This window comes from Agrobacterium sp. RAC06 (genome assembly GCF_001713475.1).
Classification (GTDB): domain Bacteria; phylum Pseudomonadota; class Alphaproteobacteria; order Rhizobiales; family Rhizobiaceae; genus Allorhizobium.
The window spans coordinates 4,479,401-4,501,475 of sequence record NZ_CP016499.1 but is presented as its reverse complement, the minus strand read 5'-3'; the positions used below and the strand labels follow the sequence as shown (position 1 = coordinate 4,501,475).

Below are 22,075 nucleotides of genomic sequence, written 5' to 3'. Positions count from 1 at the left end.
ATTGGACATAGGAGTTGGTCCCATTATGAAGAAGAACGTGCTCATCATCGGCGCCGGCGGCGTCGCGCAGGTGGTTGCCCACAAATGCGCGCAAAACAACGACGTGCTCGGCGACATCCATATCGCCTCGCGCACCAAGGCGAAGTGCGACGCGATCATCGCTTCGGTTCATGAAAAGAAGGCGATGAAGCAGGAGGGCGTTCTCGAAGCCCATGCGCTCGACGCCCTCGACATCGAAGCCACCAAGGCCCTGATCAAGAAGCTGGGCACTGAGATCGTCATCAATGTCGGCACTGCCTTCCTCAACATGTCGGTGCTGCGCGCCTGCATGGACACCGGTGTGGCCTATATCGACACCGCGATCCATGAAGAGCCGAACAAGATCTGCGAAACCCCGCCGTGGTACGGAAACTACGAGTGGAAGCGTGCTAGCGAATGCGAGGAAAAGGGCATCACCGCCATCCTCGGCGCCGGTTTCGATCCGGGCGTGGTCAACGCCTATGCGCGTCTCGCCAAGGACGAATATCTCGACAAGGTGACCGACGTCGACATCGTCGACATCAATGCCGGCAGCCATGGCAAGTACTTCGCCACCAACTTCGACCCGGAAATCAACTTCCGCGAATTCACCGGCGTCGTCTATTCCTGGCAGGGCGGCGAATGGAAGGTCAACAAGATGTTCGAGATCGGCAAGGACTACGACCTGCCGGTCGTCGGCACCCGCCGCGCCTATCTCTGCGGCCATGACGAAGTGCATTCGCTGGCGAAGAACATGGACGGCGCCGACGTGCGCTTCTGGATGGGCTTTGGCGATCACTACATCAACGTCTTCACCGTACTGAAGTCGATCGGCCTGCTCTCCGAACAGCCGGTCAAGCTTGCAGACGGTTCCGAAGTCGTGCCGCTCAAGGTCGTCAAGGCCTGCCTGCCCGACCCGTCGTCGCTCGCCCCGGAATACGAAGGCAAGACCTGCATCGGCGACTACGTGAAGGGTTTGAAAGACGGCAAGGAAAAGACCGTCTTCATCTACAACGTCGCCGACCACAAGGAAGCCTATAACGAAGTGGGCAGCCAGGGCATCTCCTACACCGCCGGCGTCCCCCCGGTCGCAGCCGCGATGCTGGTCGCGACAGGCGAATGGGACGTGAAGAAGATGGCCAACGTCGAAGAACTGCCACCGAAACCCTTCATCAACCTCCTGAACAAGATCGGCCTGCCGACGCGCATTCAGGACGAGAACGGCGATCGGGCTGTGGAGTTCTAAGAGCGCGGGGAAGCGCTTGAGGATTGAGGGAATGCGGACCCCGCCGGAGCGATCCGGCGGGGTTTCTTACTAGAGTTTATACAGCCTAGAGAGCGTTTTCGGTGATCACCGGAAACGCTCTAGTGCGCAGTCCTTCGTATTTCGGCCGACAACTCGTCCACCTCTTCCAAACGAAATAGCTTTGAACCAACTTTTTCAAAATCTTCACGAAGGTTATCTACGAACCGGTCTGGTTGATTTCCAAAATCACCAACCACGATCAAGCGCTTACCAATCATCTCCGATAGCGCTTTACCTTCCAGAACACGCTTTCCCGCTTCAGCCAAGCCACGCTGGGGATTGTCAAACCTTGCTGCATCGATGAGATTATAGACACCATTCTGATATCCGTAGTCTGCTTGCAGCGTTACTCCATACTGTTCTAGGTGAATCGGCTCAGGGCGCCTGTCAAGAAGTGAGAGGACTCCAGCTTCGCGAAATGCACTAGTCAGCAGTGTGTTTATTCGTTCAATCTTCCTGGGGTGCGCTTCCCAAACAACGAGTTCGCCGAAAAGTTTGTCCGCGATCGAATCCACATCGGAGCCTGCTACAGCATTCAAGGACGTCAGACGGAAAAGATCGGCCCGTTTGGAGTTAAACTCCTCAATCTGAGACTGCGACGACATATCCGATTTATGGAAGCGCAGACTTACTCGCTCAGAAAAATCATGAAGGGCGCTTTTCAGAAAAATTGCGTTGATATCGCCGAAGAATTTTCTGACGCGAGAAAAGTCATTCGACAACTTTATCGACAATCTCTTACGCGCCGCATCGAATACAATCACACCGACGTTGACGTACTCGAACCGATCTGGAAACGGGCTAAACTGCACGATCGAGTACAATATCTTTACAGCTTCCATCTCATGCCTCCTTCCCGTTGAAATCCAGTTCCATTTGATCGAATACAGCGTCCGCGAACCACGTTCTCATCAAGTGCGCACGTTCGACCAGAAGATCGCCCAAGCGGCTTGCCAAAACTCCGCCAAACCCCCACTCTGGCGGAGCCGACGCGCAGATAGCTCTTAGCTCGTGGATGGGTACCGCGCATATGGTATCCAAGGCCGATTGTACATCATGCCGCGTCAGCATTGGGGCGAACTCATTAAACAATCCATAAACATTCTGTTCAGTAGCCCAATCCGCCGTAATTTCACCCTCCAACGTTGTCTCAGCAAATGCATGGCTGTGGTCGATCACTAAGAGCTGAGTCTTGCGCTTATCAGGCTTGAACAAGAGATTGTCATAGTTGAAGTTGCCGCCATAGGGATCTCCCGTAAAGCGGTCTTTGTTCCGGATCCACGTATCGAAGACCACAAGAAGGGAAACGTCGCTGGGAGCACGTAGCTGTGCCAACAGTTTGGAATTCGGTGCCAATGACGCAGCTTGCTCCCAGCGAGAGAAAAAGGCTGGTCCCTCCTGAACATCTACAAAAGGATCTAAGACCTCAATATGCGGGATCCGCACGACTGCGAATTCGGGCGTTAGCAAGCCAACTCGGTTGGCTAGCTGCGCTGCGACCAGCTCGCTAACGAGTGCATCATTTCCTTGGGGGTTACCAAGGTACTTCACGAGGGCGGCGCCAGCATCAGTCATCGCAAGCAAAGGCTTTGTGCTCGTGCCAAGCACTCTGTTTACGCGATTTATTCGCGTTGGCTGCCACTTGTTACCCGTCGCCATTTCGCCCCCATCGCAAAACTGGTATCTCAACGTCGGAACAACTTCAACATGACGACCAAATCTCTCGAAGACGACGGCCCCTTCCTTGGTCGTCCCGAAGTGGACACGCTGACAGGCTCCATCCATGCCAACATGAAGGAGATTCGGGTGCGGTTTGGCAAACAGGTCTGGCGTTTCGCCTTCGCTTTTGATCCGGCCCAGAGCGCCATCATCCTCTGCGGCGGCGGTAAGCAGGGCATGAGTCAGACGCTGTTTTACAAGACCCTGATCCGCAAGGCCGATACCCGCTTTTCAGCCTGGCTGAAGGACAACCACAATGGACACTGACTGGAAAACGCTGCGCGCCGAACTGCCCGACGACGTCCGCGCACGCCTCGACGCCAAGCGCAACGAGCGGCGGCTGGGCAAGGCCCTGGCCGAGGTCCGCAAGGCCATGCAGGCCACCCAGCAGGAGGTCGCCGCCCGGGCCGGCATGACGCAGAACACCGTCTCGAAGATCGAACGCGCCGACGACGTGCTCCTCTCCTCCGTCGTGCGCTACATGCGCTCCATCGGCGGCGGCGTCGAACTCGTGCTCAAGACGCCGGATGGCAAGGAAAGCCGTGTCGATCTGACGCCAGAGCCGAACTGAGCATATCCACCCCGCCCCCACCATGCTACGAGGCCGCCACACACCATCCCACACTCGCCGAGACACCCGCCCATGCCCCCTGCCCACCACACCGACCTCACCGCCGCCCTCCGCCCTCTCCTCACCGAACTCCACCAGTCCCCGGGCCTCTTCCAGACCTGGGACGCCCATCTGGAGCTTGTCGCGGCCGGCGGTCTTGTCGTGGTGAAGTCGAAGCGGGCGAAGGGGCTGGTCGACAGCCTGTTCTGGGGCCGCGCGCCCGGCTCGACCGAGAACAGGCAGCTGCCGGACGCGACCGCCTTTGCCGCCATCGATCGTTTCCTCGGCCTCGGCGCCCATCTGGCGCTGTCGGATGCGCTTCCCGAAGGTGCTGTGCTGGACGAAGCTTTTCCGCATTGCGCGGTGAAGCTCGCCTATCGCAAGAAGGGCGCCCCGAAGGCGAAGTCGCTGTCGATGATCTTTATCGGCTTCAACGACGAGGCAGATGCGATCGCCTATGCGGAGCGTGCGGAGGGCACCCTGCCGCTGGTGACATCCAGGCCGCTGATGGCTGACAGGCTGCACGAGTGGCGCTGAAAGCCGGCTCATCCGCCTGAGACGAAGGAACTTTCGGGCTCCGTGCGACTTTCCTCGCCAAGACATCAAAGGAGCCCCATAATGTCCGCCAAGTTCCTGCGCGCAGCGCTCGTCACCACGCTCGCCCTCGCCGGCCTTCCGCTCGCCGCCCCCTTTGCCGCCCCGGCTTCGGCACAAGGGATTGAACTGCGCATCGGCCCGGATGGGGTGCGCCCGATCATCCGAGACCGTGATCGTGACCGCCGCGACCGCAATCGCGGCTGCAGCCCGCGTGAAGCCCAGCGTGCGGCGGCCGAAGAGGGTCTGCGCCGCGCCGAAGTGGTCCGCGTCACCGATCGCAGCATCACGGTGCGTGGCTTTACCCGTCGCGGGCCTGGACAGCTGCGTTTTGCCAATCGCCGCGGTTGCCCGCTGATCTGATCGAAAAGCCTCAAACGAAAAAGCCGCCGGATCGCTCCGGCGGCTTTTTCAGGTCAATCTCAGGCGAAAGCCTCAGCCGATGTCGGCGTGGCTCTCGATGATCCGGCCGACCAGGCCATAGGTGACGGCGTCTTCGGCCGAGAGCCAGTAGTCGCGGTCGATATCCTTGGCGATCTTCTCCTGGCTCTGGCCGGTGGCCTTCGCATAGATCTTGATCAGGCGTTCGTTCATCTTGATGATTTCGCGGGCCTGGATCTCGATGTCGGAGGCCATGCCACGGGTGCCGCCAGACGGCTGGTGCATCAGGAAGCGGGTGTTCGGCAGGGCCAGACGGCGCTCCTTCGGAACCGCTACGAAAATCAGCGAGCCGGCAGAGGCGGCCCAGCCGGTCGCGATTATGAAGACCTTCGGCTTGATGAAGCGAATCATGTCGTGGATCGCATCACCGGCTTCGACATGGCCGCCCGGCGAGCAGACGAACACACGGATGTCTTCATCCGAGGCGGCAGCAAGCGCGACGAGCTGCGTGCAGACCTTCTGCGCCAGCTCCATGGTGATGCCGCCATAGATGAAGATCGAACGCGACTTGAAGAGGTTCGCTTCCGTTTCCTTGCCGATCGGCAGTTCCTTGCTCTTGTCGTCTTCGTCTTCGTTCATCACAGGGGACAGTCCTCGTTGGTTTGGCTTATCCGCACATAGTGCGTCTCATGGCTTAAGACAATGCGGGAAAAAGACAAGCATGGAAGGAGTGAACAGGAGGTTGCCATCACAGGCGTTTCGTATGTGAGGATATCCGAATTATCTACGACCCCTTAACTCTTAAGGGTTAAATCTGGCAGCGACGGAGATACACATGCTCGCACAGATACGCCTCGCTGAACTGATTGGTGCCCTCAGCCACGCACTCGACCTGACCGGCGGACAGATTGCCGGACACTGCATTCGCACCGCCCATATCGGTACGGCCATAGGCCGCCGCCTGGGCCTGCCGGAAGAGCAGTTGCACGATCTCTATTACACCCTGATGCTGAAGGATCTCGGCTGCTCGGCCAATGCGGTGCGCATGTGTGAGATCTTCGATACGGACGATATCCGGTTCAAGGGCGACTTCCGCCGTGTCGATGGCACGCTGCCAAGCCTGCTGCGACAGGTTTTCCGCCATGCCGGCGCCCGTCGCGGCGTGGCAGGTAAGCTGAAGGCCATCCTCAAGGCGCTGCGTGCCGGCAAACATGCCGCGCAACTGGTGGATATCCGCTGTCGCAGGGGCGCTGAAATCGCCCGGCAGATGCGATTCTCCGAGGATGTCGCAGCCGGCATCCGCGAGCTCGACGAGCATCATGACGGCACCGGCCGACCAGACGGCCTGAAGGGCGAAGAGATCCATATCTTCGCCCGCATCGCACTGGCCGCCCAGGTGGTCGATGTTCATTCCAGCCATGGCAGCCCGGAACAGGCATTGCGTCAGCTCAGCGCCCGCCGGGGCACCTGGCTCGATCCCGCAGTCGTCGATGCCTGCCTCGCCGTGCTGGCACAACCTGGCGTCTGGGACGATTTGAAGGCGCCGGATCTCCAGCTGAAGGTGCTGGCAGCAGAGCCGGGTCAGACGGTCATCCTGGCAGACGACGACTATCTCGACGATATCGTGGAGGGCTTCGCCCGCGTCATCGACGCAAAAAGCCCATACACCGCCGGCCATAGCGACCGGGTGGCGGAAATCACCGTGAAGATCGCCGAAGAACTCGGCCTTTCTGCGTCCGAATGCCGGAGCCTGCGTCGGGCAGCCCTGCTGCACGACATCGGCAAGCTCGGCGTCTCGGCCCGGGTGTTGAACAAGCCCTCCGGTCTCGATCCCGAGGAATGGACGGAAATGCAGGCCCATGCAGCGCATTCCGAGCGCATCCTCTCGAAAATACCCGCCTTCGCGGAACTGGCGGAGGTCGGCGGCGCCCATCACGAGCGGCTCGACGGCAGGGGCTATCCGCGTGGGCTCACTGGCGACCAGCTCTCGCTCGCAACCCGCATCGTTGCCACCGCCGATGTCTTCGATGCCCTGACGGCCGAAAGACCCTACCGGGCTCCGATCACCCCGGCAGAAGCACTCGCCGTCATCCGCAAGACCGCAGGGGTGCATCATGACCCGCTCTGCGTCGACGCCCTCGAACGCGCAGTCGCCCGGGACAACGCCCTCGCGGCTGCGTGATCGCGCGACCGCCGCAGCGATACCCGTTCTTAATCCCATTCCTTCAGACTGGAGCAGTCAAAGCAAAGGCGCGAAGCCGCTTTGCCTCCGGAATTGCATGAAAACAGAAGGATAGAGCATGGATGCTACTCCGTTTTCGCCGGAATTGGTCTAACGGGAGGAGAAGGCGCCATGACCCAGACCATCAGGCTTGCAGAACTGATCGAGGCACTCAGTCACGCGCTAGACATGACGGAAGGTCAGCCCGCCGGCCATTGCGTGCGCTGCTGCTTCATCGGCACGCGCATCGGCCAGGCGCTCGGTCTTGGCGAAGAGGCGCTGCGCGATCTCTATTACACCCTGCTCCTGAAGGATCTCGGCTGCTCGTCCAATGCCGCCCGCATCTGCGAGCTCTATCTGGCCGATGACCTGAAGTTCAAACACGACTTCAAACTGGTCGACGGCTCCTTCCCGCAGATTCTGAAATTCGTGCTCTCCCACACCGGCATGGAAGCGGGGCTTGCCGAACGCTTCCGCGGCATTCTCAACATCTTCAAGAATGGCGGCGAGATCTCGACCAGCCTCATCCAGACCCGCTGCCAGCGCGGCGCGGAAATCGCCCGCCAGATGCGCTTTTCCGAAGAGGTAGCACGCGGCATTCTGGATCTCGACGAACATGTCGATGGCGGCGGCCTGCCTCAAGGTTTGAAGGGCGAAGAAATCCACCTTTTTGCTCGCATCGCTCTCATGGCGCAGGTGATCGACGTCTTCTTCGTCCATCAGGGCCCGGAAGCAGCTCTTATCGAGGTAAAGAAGCGCGCCGGTGGCTGGTTCGATCCGGAACTTGTCACTATCTTCGAAGCATTGGCCACCCCGGTGTTCTTTGCCGAACTCGGCTCCGAGAATCTTGAAGCCTATGTGCTGGCCCTCGAACCGGGCCGCCAGGCGGTGATGGCCGACGAGTGCTATCTCGATGATATCGCCGCAGGCTTTGCCCGCGTCATCGATGCGAAGAGCCCCTACACGTCAGGCCACAGCGATCGCGTCGCCCTCTTCACCGACCTGATCGCCGAGGAAATGGGCATGGCATTGCCGGAACGACGCCGCCTGAAGCGTGCAGCCCTGCTGCATGACATCGGCAAGCTGGGCGTCTCCAACAGCGTGCTCGACAAACCCGGCCGCCTTGAAGGCGAGGAATGGGAGCAAATGAAGCGCCACGCGGAATTCTCAGAGACCATCCTCTCGCGCATCGCCGCTTTCGCCGATCTCGCCTTGATTGGCGGCACCCATCACGAAAAACTCGATGGCTCCGGCTATCCGCGCGGCCTGAAGGGCGACGAGATATCTTTCGAGACACGCATCGTCGCCACCGCCGACGTCTTCGATGCACTGACCGCCGACCGGCCCTATCGCGCCGCCATGCCGGTCGAAAAGGCACTCGCCATCCTCTGGGAAGGGGCCGGCCGCCACCACGACGAAACCTGCATCGCAGCACTCGAACGGGCACTGGCAAGGGCGGAGCTGAAGGCGGCGTAGCCAAAGCCCAGTTAGGGAATTACCGAAACCTCTGGCCCATTGCTCTGCGGCGGCTCGTTGCTCATCTGCAAGGTGAAGAGGTCTTTACCTCTTCGTGCCTCATCATGATTGAGCCCGATCGCGATGACTGTCGAAAACTGCTCCCACTCCGCATGGAGCTCAAAGCTACCATTCTCCAGCGACCGGATCTCGGCACGCCATTCCGTCTGTCTCGGACAATCCTCAACGCCGTTTCGCCAGGTAACTTGAAAGGTGATCGTCCGCTCGATGATGCGCCCGTGAAGCGCGTAAGGAAGGCCGCGACAACCCTTACCCGGTGAATTGTTGATGAGATAGCCTTGCAACACCCCGTCACGCTCGCGATCGAGGACCAATACTGAACCGTGTCGGCTGATCCATGTCGAGGTGCCCCCTGCAATCTCGAGGGGCGCGCCCTCCTCGGCGGCTCGCGCTGCAGGCAGGCCGGTCTGCCAGAGAACCGATGCAAGCAGAAGTGTAACAATACTCATCCCAACCCCCAGAACGATTAAGACAAGATAACGAAATATGGTTTATTAAGGGTTTACAGATGAAAGAGTGGTTGCGGTCTTCATCGCGAAATCCGCGTAGAAAGAATGATCGACGACAGTGTCCGCTCGACGCCGGACAATTCGCCGATCCGGTCGATCAATCGGTCGAGCTCGGAAATCGACGGGGCGGCGACAATGGCGATCAGGTCGTAGGGACCGTTCACCGAATAGAGTGCGGTCACCTCGCGGATCGCGTTCAACTCTCCGGTCACCGCGGTCAGCGCCTTCGGCGCGATGGTGATCATCACATGCGCCCGGATCAGCCCGCTTTGATAGGCATCGGAGAGCCGCACCTGGTAGCCGGCAATCACCCCTTGCGCTTCCAGCCGCTCCAGCCGGGCCTGAACCGTGGTGCGTGACAGATTGAGCCGCCGCGCGAGTTCCGCCACCGGCATCCGCGCATTCTCCGAGAGCAGCGAGAGCAACTCCCGATCCTTGTCCGTGATCTGCATTTCGTCCACTTTGCTCGTCGATACGTTCATATTGATACCGCAATCTGATCAGATCGTCACTTGGAATCGACAGGCTCCGCCCGCACACTGCTTTGACAAATGACATCTCGTCCGAATTGCGGACATCAGGCATGCGAGGGGCAACCATGAAGAACATTACCATCATCGGCGCGGGCAAGATCGGCGGCGCAATTGCCCGGATGCTCGCTGAAACCGGCGACTACGCGGTCACAGTCGCGGACCGCAGCGCCGAACAGCTGACAAAGCTCGATGCACATACGGCCGTGAAGACGCTCGAACTCGACATATCAGACGCGAACGCTCTCGACGCGGCCCTTTCCGGCCAGTTCGCCGTCCTCTCCGCCGCTCCCTTCCACCTGACCGGCGCAATCGCCGAAAGTGCCGCACGCACCGCGACGCATTACCTCGACCTAACGGAAGACGTGGCGACGACCCGCAAAGTGGAAGAGCTCGCCCGCGGCGCCCGATCCGCCTTCATTCCCCAATGCGGCCTTGCCCCCGGTTTCATCTCGATCGTCGCAAACGATCTGACCAAGCATTTCGACACGCTGGATACGGTCCGCATGCGCGTCGGCGCCCTGCCGCAATATCCGTCCAATGCGCTGAACTACAATCTCACCTGGTCGACCGACGGGCTGATCAACGAATACATCGAGCCCTGCGAGGCGATCGTCGAAGGCAAGCTGACTGTGGTGCCGGCCATGGAAGAGCGCGAGGAATTCTCGCTCGACGGCGTCACCTACGAGGCCTTCAACACCTCCGGCGGTCTCGGCACGCTCGCCAAGACGCTCGAAGGCCGGGTGCGCACGATGAACTACCGCACGATCCGGTATCCCGGCCACCAGGCGATCATCAAGGCCTTGCTCAACGACTTCAACCTGAAGAACCGCCGCGACGTGCTGAAGGACCTCTTCGAAAACGCCCTGCCGGCCACCATGCAGGACGTGGTTGTCGTCTTCGTCACGGTCTGCGGCTGGAAGGATGGCCGTTACCTGCAGGAAACCTATGCCAACAAGGTCTATGCCGGCGTGGTGGCTGCCAAGAAGATGAGCGCCATCCAGATCACCACGGCTGCGGGCATCTGCACCGTGCTTGACCTACTCGCCGACGGCACCCTGCCCCAGGCAGGCTTCGTCCGCCAGGAAGAGATCGACCTTCCCGCCTTCCTCGCCAACCGTTTTGGCCGCGTCTACGATCCCGACGTGATGAAGGTCGCCAAGGCGGGCTGAACAATCCTGCTGAATAGTCTCCGGGGGGAGGTTGGACCGTTAAGGTCCAAAGGGGCGGTTCATCGGCAGATGGGCCGCCCCGCACCTTCTACGGCCCGACAGGCTTCGCAACGAACAGAAAGACTTGATGATCGAGATACATGGTTTCTTTAGTGGGCTAAGTTAGGGTATTCTGAATTTCAGCCTCCGGACGCACTTGGATCACCGTGCCAGAGAGGCCTAACCGGGGCCCCGAAGGGACGATTTGGCGAATGATGTTCGGCAAGGCCAATCAGGAGGACAAGGCGGATCGTGTCATCCGGGTCTATCAGACCGTGACACTTGCCGTGGGTGGCGTCGCGCTGTTCTGGTCGCTGATATTTCTGGTCAAGGGCTACACCTTGCTGGCGCTGGCCGAGTTCTTTCCGGTTATCGCCGCCCTTGTCTGCTTCGCGCTCGTCACCCGCCGCCGGCTCGATCTCTTCCTCCTTGTCGCGCAGATCAGCTTTCTCATTTTTGTCATCGGCTTTTGCCTGATGTTCGACGTACCGCAGAATGGCGCGCCGCGCGTGACGCATCTTTTCTTGCCTGTGCTCGGCATGCTCGCCTACATCAATTATCTGCGCCGACCGTCCCGTCTCCAGCTTTCGGTGATCGCCGCAAGCCTCGTCTCCTTCGTCGTCCTGCATGCGGCCGATCTGAGGCTCCCCTTTGCCCAGCCGGTTCCCCCGGACCTGCACCGCATCGGCGTCTGGCTCAATCCGACCATGGCCGCCCTCATCTTCTGCACTGCCATTTACGCCCTGCAGCAACGGCTCTCGGCGCCAGGCGGCATCGCCCGAGATCTGGTGGCAGCCCTCCGGCATGGCGAGCTCAGCCTCGCCTACCAGCCGCAGGTCGATGCGAAGGGCGAGATCATGGGTGCTGAAGCCCTGCTGCGCTGGCACCACCCAGCCAAGGGCCCGATACCGCCTTCCACCTTCATCCCAGCCGCCGAAGAAGTCGGACTGATGCCGCTCGTCGGCAATTTCGTGCTCGAAGAGGCCTTGGCGACACTTGGTCGCTGGCAGGCCGATCCGAGGCTCGGGCGCCTCACCCTTTCGGTCAATGTCAGTGCCAGCCAGTTCAACGAGGGCGATTTCGAAACCACGCTGCGGGACTTGCTCGCCCGCCACCGCATCGATCCCACACGTCTGAGGCTTGAACTCACCGAAAGCGTCTTGATCGCCGGGCTCGAACCCGTCGCGGAGAAAATGGTGTCCCTGAAGAGGCTCGGCCTCACTTTCTCGCTCGACGATTTCGGCACCGGCTTTTCCTCGCTGGCCTATCTGCGCCGCCTGCCAGTGAGCGAACTGAAGATCGACCGCAGCTTTGTCGCAGCCGTCGCCGAAAACGACCGCGATGCCGCCCTCGTCCGCTCGATCAGGGCGATCGCCACCGATCTCGGCCTCGAAACCGTGGCCGAAGGGGTGGAAACCCCGGCCCAGCTCGCCTTTCTCGAGACGACCGGCTGCCGGTTCTTCCAGGGTTATCTCTTCGGGCGGCCTATGCCGCTCGCCGATTTCGAGCTTGCGGTGCGGGCCCCGAAGCCGAGGCCGGCGCTTGCCCCCGAACGGCCGTCCCCCCGCCTTGCTGCCGGCTGACCGACAAGCCTGATCAGTCAGCCGAAGCGCCCGAGCAGTTTCAGCATCCATTGCGCCATCCGCCCATAAGGCGGATAGAGGAACTTCACGCCAGAGATCGCCGACTGCTTCAGCACCGGCTTCTCCTTGCTGAGCGCCAGGAACCCCGCTTCGCCGTGATAGGCGCCGTAGCCCGACGCACCGACGCCACCGAAGGGCAGATCGTCCTGGGCGAGATGCAGGATCGTGTCATTGACCGTCACGCCGCCGGCAATCGTGCCAGAAAGCACGCGCTCCTGCGCCTGCTTGTCGTCGCCGAACCAGTAGAGCGCCAGCGGCCGGTCGCGATGGTTGATATACGCAATCGCCTCGTCCAGCGTGTCATAGGCAACGATCGGCAGGATCGGCCCGAAGATCTCTTCCGACATGACGGCGGTCTCATCCGGCGCCCCGATCACGGCCACCGGCGAAAACACGCGGGCCTCGCCGTCATGCGGACCGCCTAGCTCGACCACCTCGGCGCCCTTCTCGCGCGCCTCCTCGACGAGGCGGGTGAGCCGCGCAAAATGCCTTGGGCTGATGATCGTGGTGTAATCGGGATTGCCAGGCAGACCAGGATATTGCCTGTTAACCTCCGCCTTCACGGCGGCGAGGAAGTCGGCAACCCGCGCGCGCGGCACCAGCGCATAATCGGGCGCCACACAGGTCTGGCCGGAATTCACAAGCTTGCCCCAGACGAGGCGCGGCACGGCCTTGTCGAACTGCACTGAAGCGTCGAGGATGGCGGGTGACTTGCCGCCGAGCTCGAGGGTAACAGGCGTCAGGTTCTTCGCCGCCGCTTCCGCCACCTTGCGACCGACGGCAGTCGAGCCGGTGAAGATCAGGTGGTCGAAGGGTGCAGCGGTAAAGGCACTCGCCACATCCGGCCCGCCTGTCACGACAGCCACCTCGTCCTCGGAGAACGTCTCGGAGATGGCTTTTGCCAGCACCTCGGAAAAGGCAGGCGTCAACTCGGACGGCTTCAGGATCGCCCGATTGCCGGCCGCAAGGGCGCCGACCAAGGGCGACAGCATCAGATTGAGCGGATAGTTCCAGGGGGCGACGATCCCGACCACGCCAAGCGGCTGGCGCAGGATCACCGCCGATGCCGGCTTACCGGTCCAGGCAAGCGACACGCGACGCGGCCGCATCCAGCGTTTCAGATGTTTGCGCCCATGGCGGATCGCGGCCCGCACCGGCACGATGTCGGTGAGCGTGGTAACGACGGCGGGCCGATTGCCGAAATCCTCAGAAATCGCCGCGGCAAAACGCTCCTGCCAGGCCTCGATCATCCGGTCGAGCCGCGCGAGACGATCGTCGCGGGTGGCTTGATCCGGTGTCACGTCCTTCGCCCAGGCCGCCTTTTGCGCGGCGAGCAGAGACGCGATGCGGGCTGCGGGATCCGCGATCTCTGCTTTCGGCGACACCTGTCCGTCCATGGCGGTTTCCTCTCGTTTTTCTTCTCTCTCAAGATGGGCAGTTTACGCCCATTTGTTCAAGGGAGAACAAATGATTTTTGAATTCTCCTCTCCCCTTTGTGGGAGAGGATATAAAATCGAGGGCTTAGCCCGATCAGGGCTAAACCTCAGATTTTGTTGGTGAGGGGATCGGTGATGGTGGCACGACGAACGGCCCCCCTCACTTGCGATTTCAGATGTTTAGGCGGCTTGCGCTCGCCTAATTCATCGAAATCGCTTTCTCCCCCACCAAGGGGGAGATGGCCTCCGCGCTTGCGGCCCGCTCTCCCCCCTCCAGGAACTGAACTGTCAAAATACGCATGCTCGGCCACCGGTCGGGATCAACTCCCTCCGGGTCGGTCATGCTTGTCTCGGACGAGGCGCCAGAAGCAACCTGTCTAAGTAGTTTATGTGGCTCCTTCCGGCGCCTCGTTCGGCGTCTATTCCCGCTGCATGCGTCTCTCTGGCAAGGCGGCGACGGTCCTTGGAACTTGCGTCCCGAGGAATGACCGGGCGCGGGTCCGGCTTTGGCAGCGTCTTCCCAAGGGAATGTCTGCCATAGCCTGGCCGGTGGCCCGGGAGGTTCCCGCCGGATGGTGCACCATTCCGACCGGGACCCTCGCCCGGGGGATGAAGCCTTGGTCATCGACCTCGGCTCGCATCCCCGCCGTTTTATTCGCCCCGCTGTCTGGATGTTCGCGACAGCATTGGCGCCTTGTCTGTGTGCCTCTGAGGCACGTCCTTCCGATCAGGGGTTTCAGGCGTCGGGCATCCGACCGTCCGCCATCACTTCCACCCCTTCGTCCGGAGGGAGACCGTTGCAGCGGGCCGGGGATTTGTGCCTGCGAGAGCACGCCACCCCGGCGCAGGCCCCGCCTCGCCTGACATCGCATCGTCAGGTGTATCCGAGGGCGGGACGGGGACTAGGGTAAAACAGGGGAAATGGGCGGGGATGAAAAAAATTTGTTTTGTTGATTTTGTTGAGGGATTTTCGAGATTCATCCCCCTTTTTGCGGGAAATGCCGAGTTTGTGGCTTTGCCCCTCACCCTACCCTCTCCCCGCAGGCGGGGAGAGGGAGGCGCAAGCGGTGGCCGTTCTGGCCTTCTCCCCGCATGCGGGGAGAAGGTGCCCGAAGGGCGGATGAGGGGCTGAAGTGATTGGGATAAGGGGCAATGGCGTCTTGCGCGACGCCTATCTCCCCCCTTGCGGGGGAGAAAGCGATTTCGATGAATTAGGCGAGCGCAAGCCGCCTAAACATCTGAAATCGCAAGAGGGGGGCTCGGTGATGTCAGTACCAACGAAACTGTGCCCCTCTCCAGGAAAATCTGAAGTTTAGGCGACTTACGCTCGCCTAAGCCTTCGATTTTCCGTCCTCCCCCGCATGGGGGGAGGTAGGGCCGCCCCTAGCCGTCCTTCCTTGATAGGCAAACCACGGAGCTTGAAGCCTTGGGCCGCACCAACTTGGGAACGAAGTGAAGATTTGCGCTATTTCCAGGTTCGATACGTCACTCGAATCCAACGCCCGCAGGTTGTCGTCAGATCGAGCATCGACTACCTTCGACGGATAATGCAACAAACTGTGGCTCAAACATGCATCAGTTCACGCAAGTTGACTTCGTCCGTTTCAAAGCATTCAAACGATTTACGCTGAAACTTGGGCACTTCAATATACTGGTGGGCCCGAATAACGCTGGGAAATCCACGATACTAGCGGCCTTCCGTATACTTGCGGCAGCGATGCGCAAAGCGAATGCCCGAAAGGCGACAGCCGTGAAGGGCCCCGGCGGTCTGACTCTAGGGTACGACATAGAGCTTTCGACAATATCCGTGGCTGAAGAGAACATTTTTTACAATTATGATGATGATGAGGCAGCAACAGTTACATTTCAATTATCCAACGGAAACGCTTTAACGTTATACTTTCCTGAACAGGGTGTATGCTTGTTGATACCCGACGCCCAGGGCAAGCCCTACGGATCTCCCACAAATTTCCCGAAGCAATTTAACTGCCCAATTGGTTTTGTTCCAATTCTTGGCCCTGTAGACCACCACGAACAGCTATACGAGAAGGAAGCCGCACGCCTAGCGCTATTCAGCTACACAGCGGCGCGAAATTTTCGCAATATATGGCACCATTACCCAGAACGATTTGAGGAGTTTAGAGATTTACTTCGACAAACGTGGCCAGGGATGGACATCAATCCACCAGAAATTGACAGGACCCATCAAAAGCCGCGACTTCATATGTACTGCCCCGAAGAACGGAAACCTCGAGAGCTGTTTTGGGCAGGCTTCGGATTCCAAGTTTGGTGCCAGATGCTAACCCACATTATACAATCAAAGGACGTTTCACTTTTCCTCATCGATGAGCCAGACATTTACCTTCATGCGGAACTGCAGAGGCAGTTATTAGAAATATTGAAATCCATTGGGCCAGATATACTACTCGCAACACACTCGACGGAGATGATCACAGAGGCGGAAGCCAACGACATTCTTTTGGTCGCCAAGGGGAAAGCCGCAGCTCGGCGCATAAAAGACCCCGGACAACTAACGAGCGTATTTTCGGTCATAGGGTCAAGTTTGAATCCTGTTCTAACACAATTAGCCAAGACACGAAGGGTGCTGTTCGTGGAAGGCAAAGACTTCCAGATCCTAGGACGTTTCGCGCGTAAACTTGGTGCAGAGTCGGTTGGGAATAGACGTGATTTTGCTGTTGTACCCGTGGATGGCTTCAATCCAGAGAGAATCCGCAATCTCAAGGCAGGCATGGAAGCAACGCTTGGCGGCAGGATCCGAGCGGCCGCCATATTGGACAAAGACTATCGGAGCGCAGACGAGTGTGCACACATAACCGAGAAGTGCATGGAATTCTGCGACTTAGCGGTATTGCACAACTGCAAAGAAATCGAGAGCTATGTCCTCCATGCGACCGCTATAGAGCGCGCCGCACGCCACCGACTTGCGGAACATGCAAAGCGTTCCGGGAACGCAATGCGAGACTCGGAGCGTTTGGATGTTGGCGCAGTACTTTCATCGTTTTGTGACGAGCGCAAAACTTACGTATCAGCCCAATACCTTGACTTCCGGAGCCGTTTCGAAAAGGAGAACCCGTCGGGACGACATCAAGCTACTGTCCATGAACAACTTCTAAAAGAATTTGAAGAACAATGGAAAGACAAGAATGCTTGGCACAGACTCGTTCCAGCTAAAGACGCGCTTAGCGCAGTCAACAAATATCTCTCTGACAACTTTTCAGTGAGCGTAACAGCAAATGCGATCATTGATGCAATGCACGTCGGTGAGGTACCTGACGACATGCAAGAGCTCGTGCGCAAACTCGCTGAATTCGGCAAAATGCAAATTGAGTGACCAAAGCCCCGACAAAAAACCCGCCGGTCTCCCAACCGACGGGTCCATTCCCCCCTGAACAAACCGCCCTGCCCTCAGCTGCGCGGCTTCAAGTTCTCCGGATCATACAGCGGCTTATACCCCACCGCCGCGACCTCGACCGGGAAGCTCTCGGCGAAGTATTCCACATTCAGCTTCCGCCCCACCTCGCAATAGTCCGCCGGCAGATAGGCCAGCGCGATGTTCTTGCCGATCGTCGGGCCAAAGGCCACAGACGTCGTGTAGGAGCGCCGTCCGAGGCTGTCGATCAGGACTTCGCCGGTAGCGGGGTCCATCACCGGCATCGAACCGACCGGGTAGCGGGCGGTGCCTGACTTGTCGACATTGTCGGTCATCACGAGCGTGCAGAGCATCGCCGGCTGCTTATCGCGGGCCTTGTATTCGAGATGTTTGGCCTTGCCGCGGAAATCGGCTTCCTTGACCTTGGGACGGGCGAGATCGGCTTCGATCAGGTTGTACTGGGTAAGCAGGTCGCCGTTCTGCAGGCGCAGGCTCTTTTCCATACGCCGCGAGTTGGCATAGGTCTCGACGCCGAAGGCCATCACACCCGTCGCACGAAGGGCATCCCACACAGTGAGGCCGTCCTCGTATTTCATGTGCAGTTCCCAGCCCTGCTCGCCGACATAGGAGATGCGGAAGGCGGTGACCGGCTTGCCGGCGATTTCGATTTGCTTGATCGCGGCGAAGGGGAAGTTTTCGGGGTCCAGACCAGCCGGGTCGGCCACGGCCTTTTTCAGCGTCACGCGGGCGTTCGGGCCCCAGATGCCGATGGTGATGTATTTTTCCGAGGTGTCGGTGATGGTGACATCGAGGCCACGATCTTGCGCCACGCGCTTCATATAGTGGAAGTCGCGCGGGCCGGCATCGGCGCCGTTGACCAGGCGGCAGCGGTCGGCGAGGCGGAAGACGGTGAAGTCGGCGCGCACCATGCCCTCGTCGTCGAGGAAGTGGGTGTAGATGCCCTTGCCGATATTGCCGTCACCGCCGATCTTCGCGGCGCAGAGCCATTCCAGGAGCTCGACATGGTCAGGACCTTCGATGTCGACCATGTGGAAGTGGCTCAAGTTGACGATGCCGCAATCCTCGCTCATCGCCAGATGTTCGGCATTCGAGACGCGCCAGAAGTGGCGGTTGTCCCATTCGTTTGCGCGGACCGGAACGCGATCACCATATTTCTCCAGCAGGTGCTCGTTGGCGGCGTAGCCATGCGCACGCTCCCAGCCGCCGAGTTCCATGAAGTAGCCGCCGAGCTCGACTTCGCGCTCATACATCGGCGAGCGCTTGGCGCCGCGACCGGATGCATAGGGTTCGCGGGTGTGAACCGCGGGGAAATAGATCTTCTGGGCGGCCTCGTAGCAGCGGCCGGCGATGAAGTCTTCGGTCAGCTGGTGCGGATAGAAACGGGCGTAATCGATCGAATTGTGGTCGATCTCGGTGCGACCGTCGGTCATCCAGTCGGCGATCAGCTTGCCATAACCCGGGCCGTCCTTGACCCAGATGGCGACGCAGTACCAGAGGCCGCGCACCTTCTGGCTTTCGCCGCAGGACGGGCCGCCGGCAGCGGAGACCTGCAGGAGGCCGTTGAACGAATGGCTCTCGTTATAGCCGAGTTCGCCGAGGATCGGGGTGAGCTCCATGGCGCGCTCGAGCGGCTCGATGATCTGCTCCATGTCGAGGTCGCGCTGCGAGGGCGAGAGGCGCGCCTCGTGCTTTTCGAGGAGCTCGCGCGGATGGCACATGCGCGGATTGTGCTGCTCGTAATAACCCCATTCGATTTGGCCGCCTTCAGACGTCTTCGGGTCGCCGGTGTCGCGCATATAGGCGGAGTTGCCCTGGTCGCGGAGCAGCGGATAGCCGATGTCCTTGCCGGTGCCTTCGAACTCGTTATAGGGGCCGAAGAAGGTGAGCGGATGGTCGACCGGCATGACCGGCAGATCCTCACCGACCATTTCGGCAATCAGGCGGCCCCAGAGACCGGCGCAGACCACGACGTGATCGGCCATGATCGTGCCGCGATGGGTGACGACGCCCTTGATGCGACCACCCTCGACGATGAGGGACTGGGCCGGCGTATTGGCAAAGGACTTGAGCTTGCCGGATTGTTCCGCCGCATCGACAAGCTTGCCGGCAACGGTCTGGGAGCGCGGAATGACGAGGCCGGCATCCGGGTCGAACATGCCACCCATGACCTGGTCTTCCTCGATCAGCGGGAAGAGTGCCTTGATTTCAGCCGGCGAAACATAATGCGCGCGGGTGCCGAACGCCTTGGCCGACGACAGCTTGCGCTTGATCTCTTCCATCCAGATGTCATCGCCGGTGCGGGCAACTTCGAGGCCACCGATGCGGGCGTAATGGCCCATCTTCTCGAAGAAATCGATCGAATACTGGGTGGTCCAGACCGAGAGATAGTCGTGGGACGTGGTGTAGCAGAAGTCCGAGGCATGCGCGGTCGAGCCGATATCGGTCGGAATGCCCGACTTGTCGATGCCGACGATATCGTCCCAGCCGCGCTCGATGAGATGATGCGCGATCGACGCGCCGACGATGCCGCCTAGACCGATGATGACGACTTTCGCCTTGGTCGGAAACTCTGCCATAGCCTTGTGAACCCTGATGTCTGGGAGTGGATGATGTAGTGCCGATCTTAAGAGGCGGGCAAAGACAATTGCAGCCTGTCTGCGACATTCTGCAAGAGACGCACGACCCGTTTGCACTGCAAAATCCGTCTGATCGCGGCGGGATGGGCAGAGAGGATGTCGCGTCGGGAACGAGATGGGGCACCGACTACAGTCGACGCCCCATCTCGCAGCTGACGGACCTGGAGATCAGACGCGGATCACGCCGTTGTCCTCGCCATCCCAATACTGGATGTTCTCGGCATGCACCTTGATCATCACGAGGCCCGGTGTGTCGATACCTTCAGGGAACCAGCGATCGAGATCCTTGGTCCAATGCGCCTCGAAGACGGCCTTGTCGGCAATCAGGCTGCCGCGCCCGGAGACGGCGACGAAGATGCCAGGCTTGCCGAGCAGGCTGGGCGGCGCAGTGAAGGTGAGGGACACGGTCGGATCGGCGGTCAGTTCACGGATCTTGCGGGTGTCGGTATAGGAGAAGAAGTAGCTGTCGCCGTCATAGTCGACATCGCCGTTATTGCTCATCGGCCGACTGGCGATGGCGCCGAATTCGGACTTGGTGATCATCATGCAGAAGTCGATCTTCTGCATCTTCTTGGCGAGGTCGGGAAGGGTGAGTGTCATGGGAGGCCTCCTGCTTGGGTGTCCGGGACAAGCGCCGAACGGGGCGAATGTTCCGGCAAGGGAAGCCCGGCGCGACGTCGTTTCCCCTTGGGCCGATAAGCCGGTGGATCGCCACCTTGCCGCCTATCTTCAGCCTCAGTTGGATCAATCTTTGCCGATAGGCGTTGTTCCACGCTGCCCGAGAAGCCGAAAACGGCCAACCTCCCCGCGGGCAGCAGAACATGGAAGGAGAAATCCCATGAAGAAATTCGTAACGCTCACCCTCGCCGCCCTCCCCGTCCTCACCTCGGCCGGCATCACCGCTGCCGCAGACATGACCGGCGCGGCCCCTGCCCCCATCGCCATCGAAAGCGACCGTGTCGGCGGTGTCCGTATCGGCTACCTGGATTGCCAGATCGGCGGCGGCTTCGGCTATGTCCTCGGCTCTGCCAAAACAGCCGATTGTGCCTTCACCTCCGTGATCGACGGCGAGCCGCTCGACACCTATTCCGGCTCGATCAAGAAGTTCGGCGTCGACCTCGGCTTCACCACCCAGAGCCGCGTGATCTGGGCCGTCTTCGCCCCGACCGCCGGTTACCACAAGGGCTCGCTCGGCGGCCTTTATGGCGGCGCAACCGCAGAAGCGACCGTCGGCGCCGGCATCGGTGCCAATGTGCTGTTCGGCGGCACCTCCGGCGCGATCCACCTGCAGCCCGTCAGCATTTCCGGCCAGATCGGCCTGAACATCGCAGCAACCGGCACCTCGATGACGCTGCAGCCGTCGGCAATCTGATCGGCCGCATCCGTCGGACAAGAGAAAAGGCGCCTCGAAAGGGGCGCCTTTTTGTTCGTCATCAGGCGCTTTCCAGCACCCGCTTGCGGATGTGCTCGGCCACGGCGGCATCGACCGGGGTATAGATCATCAGGTTCAGATCGACGCGACCATCAACGGCGAAAGAGGAAAACTCCAGTTCGATGGTGCCGAAGACCGGATGCACCAGCCGCTTATGCCCCTCGCCCGGCACGCTGATCTCGTTGTCGTTCCAGATCCGTCGGAAGTCCTCGCTTTTCTCGCAGAGTTCCTCCACCAGGGCGCCGATCTGCGACACAGCACCCGCGCGCGCGGCGTCGGCACGAAAGGCGGCGATGGAGAAGCGGGCGATCGTTTCCCAGTCATGCTGCTTGGCACGCACCTCCGGATTGCAGAAGACGAAGCGCAACATGTTGCGCTCGCCGGGGGGCAGCTTGCCGTAGTCGGAGAGCACCAGCGTTGCAGCCCGGTTCCAGGCGACCACCTCCCAGGTGGCGGTCTTCACGACGGCAGGACAGGTCTCCAGCTGGTCGATGAAGCGCTGCAGCCGTGGGCTCACACCGTCAACAGAGGTGCAGCGGGCCTCGGGCGGACGGCCCAAAGCGAGCATGAACATGTGCTCCCGCTCGGCCTCGGTCAGCAGCATGGCACGCGCGATGCGGTTCAGCACGTCGGCGGATGGCGCACCGCCGCGCCCCTGTTCGAGCCAGGTATACCAAGTCGGGCTGATATTGGCGCGCTGCGCCACCTCCTCTCGCCGAAGCCCCGGCGTGCGGCGCCGACCGGCAAGGCCGAAGGTGGCGGGGTCGAGGCGCGTGCGACGATCTTTAAGGAAGGTGGCGAGTGTGGTGGTGGCCATGACGGGAACGCGATCCGGGAAGCGATTATACCATGATAAAGTCACTACTTTAACAGGATAACGG

The 22,075-nt window shown here is 60.3% G+C and carries 20 protein-coding genes; 11 read left to right on the top strand and 9 right to left on the bottom strand.

Translation table 11 applies throughout. The features are described from left to right. Positions 1-25: 25 nt before the first annotated feature. A complete protein-coding gene (locus tag BSY240_RS21315; protein WP_069043660.1) occupies positions 26-1,264 on the top strand; it encodes a saccharopine dehydrogenase family protein in 1,239 nt (412 codons plus the stop codon). A gap of 119 nt (positions 1,265-1,383) precedes the next feature. On the opposite strand, the gene BSY240_RS21310 is transcribed toward BSY240_RS21315, so the two are convergent. Together BSY240_RS21310 and BSY240_RS21305 are read right to left on the bottom strand one after the other, a co-directional pair. Continuing rightward, positions 1,384-2,166, bottom strand: a complete 783-nt coding sequence (locus BSY240_RS21310; protein WP_069043659.1) for a DUF3037 domain-containing protein — start codon at positions 2,164-2,166, stop codon at positions 1,384-1,386. A 1-nt stretch (position 2,167) separates the two neighbouring features. After that, entirely contained in the window at positions 2,168-2,983 is an 816-nt protein-coding gene (locus BSY240_RS21305) for a HipA family kinase (protein WP_150127514.1), read from the bottom strand. A gap of 48 nt (positions 2,984-3,031) precedes the next feature. Here BSY240_RS21305 and BSY240_RS21300 point away from each other — a divergent pair, with 48 nt between their 5' ends. The 4 genes from BSY240_RS21300 to BSY240_RS21285 all read left to right on the top strand — a co-directional run bounded on the left by BSY240_RS21300 (position 3,032) and on the right by BSY240_RS21285 (position 4,610). Further along, the gene (locus tag BSY240_RS21300; protein ID WP_083229693.1) at positions 3,032-3,310 is read left to right on the top strand and encodes a type II toxin-antitoxin system RelE/ParE family toxin; all 279 of its coding nucleotides are present in this window, start codon (positions 3,032-3,034) and stop codon (positions 3,308-3,310) included. Then, positions 3,300-3,614 (top strand): helix-turn-helix domain-containing protein, encoded by a 315-nt coding sequence (locus BSY240_RS21295; protein WP_069043657.1) that lies wholly within the window; start codon positions 3,300-3,302, stop codon positions 3,612-3,614. Before BSY240_RS21300 ends, BSY240_RS21295 begins: the two co-directional genes overlap by 11 nt. A gap of 72 nt (positions 3,615-3,686) precedes the next feature. After that, entirely contained in the window at positions 3,687-4,190 is a 504-nt protein-coding gene (locus BSY240_RS21290) for a hypothetical protein (protein ID WP_069043656.1), read from the top strand. An 81-nt stretch (positions 4,191-4,271) separates the two neighbouring features. Next, positions 4,272-4,610, top strand: a complete 339-nt coding sequence (locus BSY240_RS21285; protein WP_069043655.1) for a hypothetical protein — start codon at positions 4,272-4,274, stop codon at positions 4,608-4,610. A 72-nt stretch (positions 4,611-4,682) separates the two neighbouring features. Here the strand turns inward: BSY240_RS21285 and BSY240_RS21280 are convergent, their stop codons facing one another. After that, complete coding sequence (locus BSY240_RS21280; protein ID WP_054151449.1) at positions 4,683-5,267, bottom strand: ATP-dependent Clp protease proteolytic subunit; 585 nt, start codon at positions 5,265-5,267, stop codon at positions 4,683-4,685. 196 nt (positions 5,268-5,463) lie between these two features. On the opposite strand from BSY240_RS21280, the gene BSY240_RS21275 reads away from it, so the two are divergent. Further along, a complete protein-coding gene (locus BSY240_RS21275) occupies positions 5,464-6,810 on the top strand; it encodes an HD-GYP domain-containing protein (protein ID WP_069043654.1) in 1,347 nt (448 codons plus the stop codon). 171 nt (positions 6,811-6,981) lie between these two features. Continuing rightward, on the top strand, positions 6,982-8,325 hold the full coding sequence (locus BSY240_RS21270) for an HD-GYP domain-containing protein (RefSeq protein WP_069043653.1): 1,344 nt from the start codon (positions 6,982-6,984) through the stop codon (positions 8,323-8,325). An 11-nt stretch (positions 8,326-8,336) separates the two neighbouring features. On the opposite strand, the gene BSY240_RS21265 is transcribed toward BSY240_RS21270, so the two are convergent. Continuing rightward, complete coding sequence (locus tag BSY240_RS21265) at positions 8,337-8,834, bottom strand: avidin/streptavidin family protein (RefSeq protein WP_069043652.1); 498 nt, start codon at positions 8,832-8,834, stop codon at positions 8,337-8,339. A gap of 80 nt (positions 8,835-8,914) precedes the next feature. Further along, positions 8,915-9,346: an Lrp/AsnC family transcriptional regulator gene (locus tag BSY240_RS21260; RefSeq protein WP_054151446.1), complete on the bottom strand. Its 432-nt coding sequence runs from the start codon at positions 9,344-9,346 to the stop codon at positions 8,915-8,917. A 146-nt stretch (positions 9,347-9,492) separates the two neighbouring features. Between BSY240_RS21260 and BSY240_RS21255 the strand changes: the two genes are divergently transcribed. Both BSY240_RS21255 and BSY240_RS21250 read left to right on the top strand, forming a co-directional pair. Next, positions 9,493-10,596, top strand: a complete 1,104-nt coding sequence (locus BSY240_RS21255; RefSeq protein WP_069043651.1) for a saccharopine dehydrogenase family protein — start codon at positions 9,493-9,495, stop codon at positions 10,594-10,596. A gap of 251 nt (positions 10,597-10,847) precedes the next feature. After that, complete coding sequence (locus BSY240_RS21250; protein WP_069043650.1) at positions 10,848-12,218, top strand: putative bifunctional diguanylate cyclase/phosphodiesterase; 1,371 nt, start codon at positions 10,848-10,850, stop codon at positions 12,216-12,218. 17 nt (positions 12,219-12,235) lie between these two features. Here the strand turns inward: BSY240_RS21250 and BSY240_RS21245 are convergent, their stop codons facing one another. Then, on the bottom strand, positions 12,236-13,675 hold the full coding sequence (locus BSY240_RS21245) for a coniferyl aldehyde dehydrogenase (protein ID WP_083229692.1): 1,440 nt from the start codon (positions 13,673-13,675) through the stop codon (positions 12,236-12,238). 1,609 nt (positions 13,676-15,284) lie between these two features. Between BSY240_RS21245 and BSY240_RS21240 the strand changes: the two genes are divergently transcribed. Continuing rightward, a complete protein-coding gene (locus tag BSY240_RS21240; RefSeq protein WP_069043649.1) occupies positions 15,285-17,066 on the top strand; it encodes an ATP-dependent nuclease in 1,782 nt (593 codons plus the stop codon). Positions 17,067-17,140: 74 nt separating this feature from the next. On the opposite strand, the gene BSY240_RS21235 is transcribed toward BSY240_RS21240, so the two are convergent. Both BSY240_RS21235 and BSY240_RS21230 read right to left on the bottom strand, forming a co-directional pair. After that, the gene (locus BSY240_RS21235; protein WP_069043648.1) at positions 17,141-19,702 is read right to left on the bottom strand and encodes a GcvT family protein; all 2,562 of its coding nucleotides are present in this window, start codon (positions 19,700-19,702) and stop codon (positions 17,141-17,143) included. Positions 19,703-19,930: 228 nt separating this feature from the next. Then, positions 19,931-20,362: a pyridoxamine 5'-phosphate oxidase family protein gene (locus BSY240_RS21230; RefSeq protein ID WP_069043647.1), complete on the bottom strand. Its 432-nt coding sequence runs from the start codon at positions 20,360-20,362 to the stop codon at positions 19,931-19,933. Positions 20,363-20,600: 238 nt separating this feature from the next. Here BSY240_RS21230 and BSY240_RS21225 point away from each other — a divergent pair, with 238 nt between their 5' ends. Further along, complete coding sequence (locus BSY240_RS21225) at positions 20,601-21,134, top strand: DUF992 domain-containing protein (protein ID WP_069043646.1); 534 nt, start codon at positions 20,601-20,603, stop codon at positions 21,132-21,134. Positions 21,135-21,195: 61 nt separating this feature from the next. On the opposite strand, the gene BSY240_RS21220 is transcribed toward BSY240_RS21225, so the two are convergent. After that, entirely contained in the window at positions 21,196-22,011 is an 816-nt protein-coding gene (locus tag BSY240_RS21220) for a helix-turn-helix transcriptional regulator (protein WP_069043645.1), read from the bottom strand. Positions 22,012-22,075 lie beyond the last annotated feature (64 nt).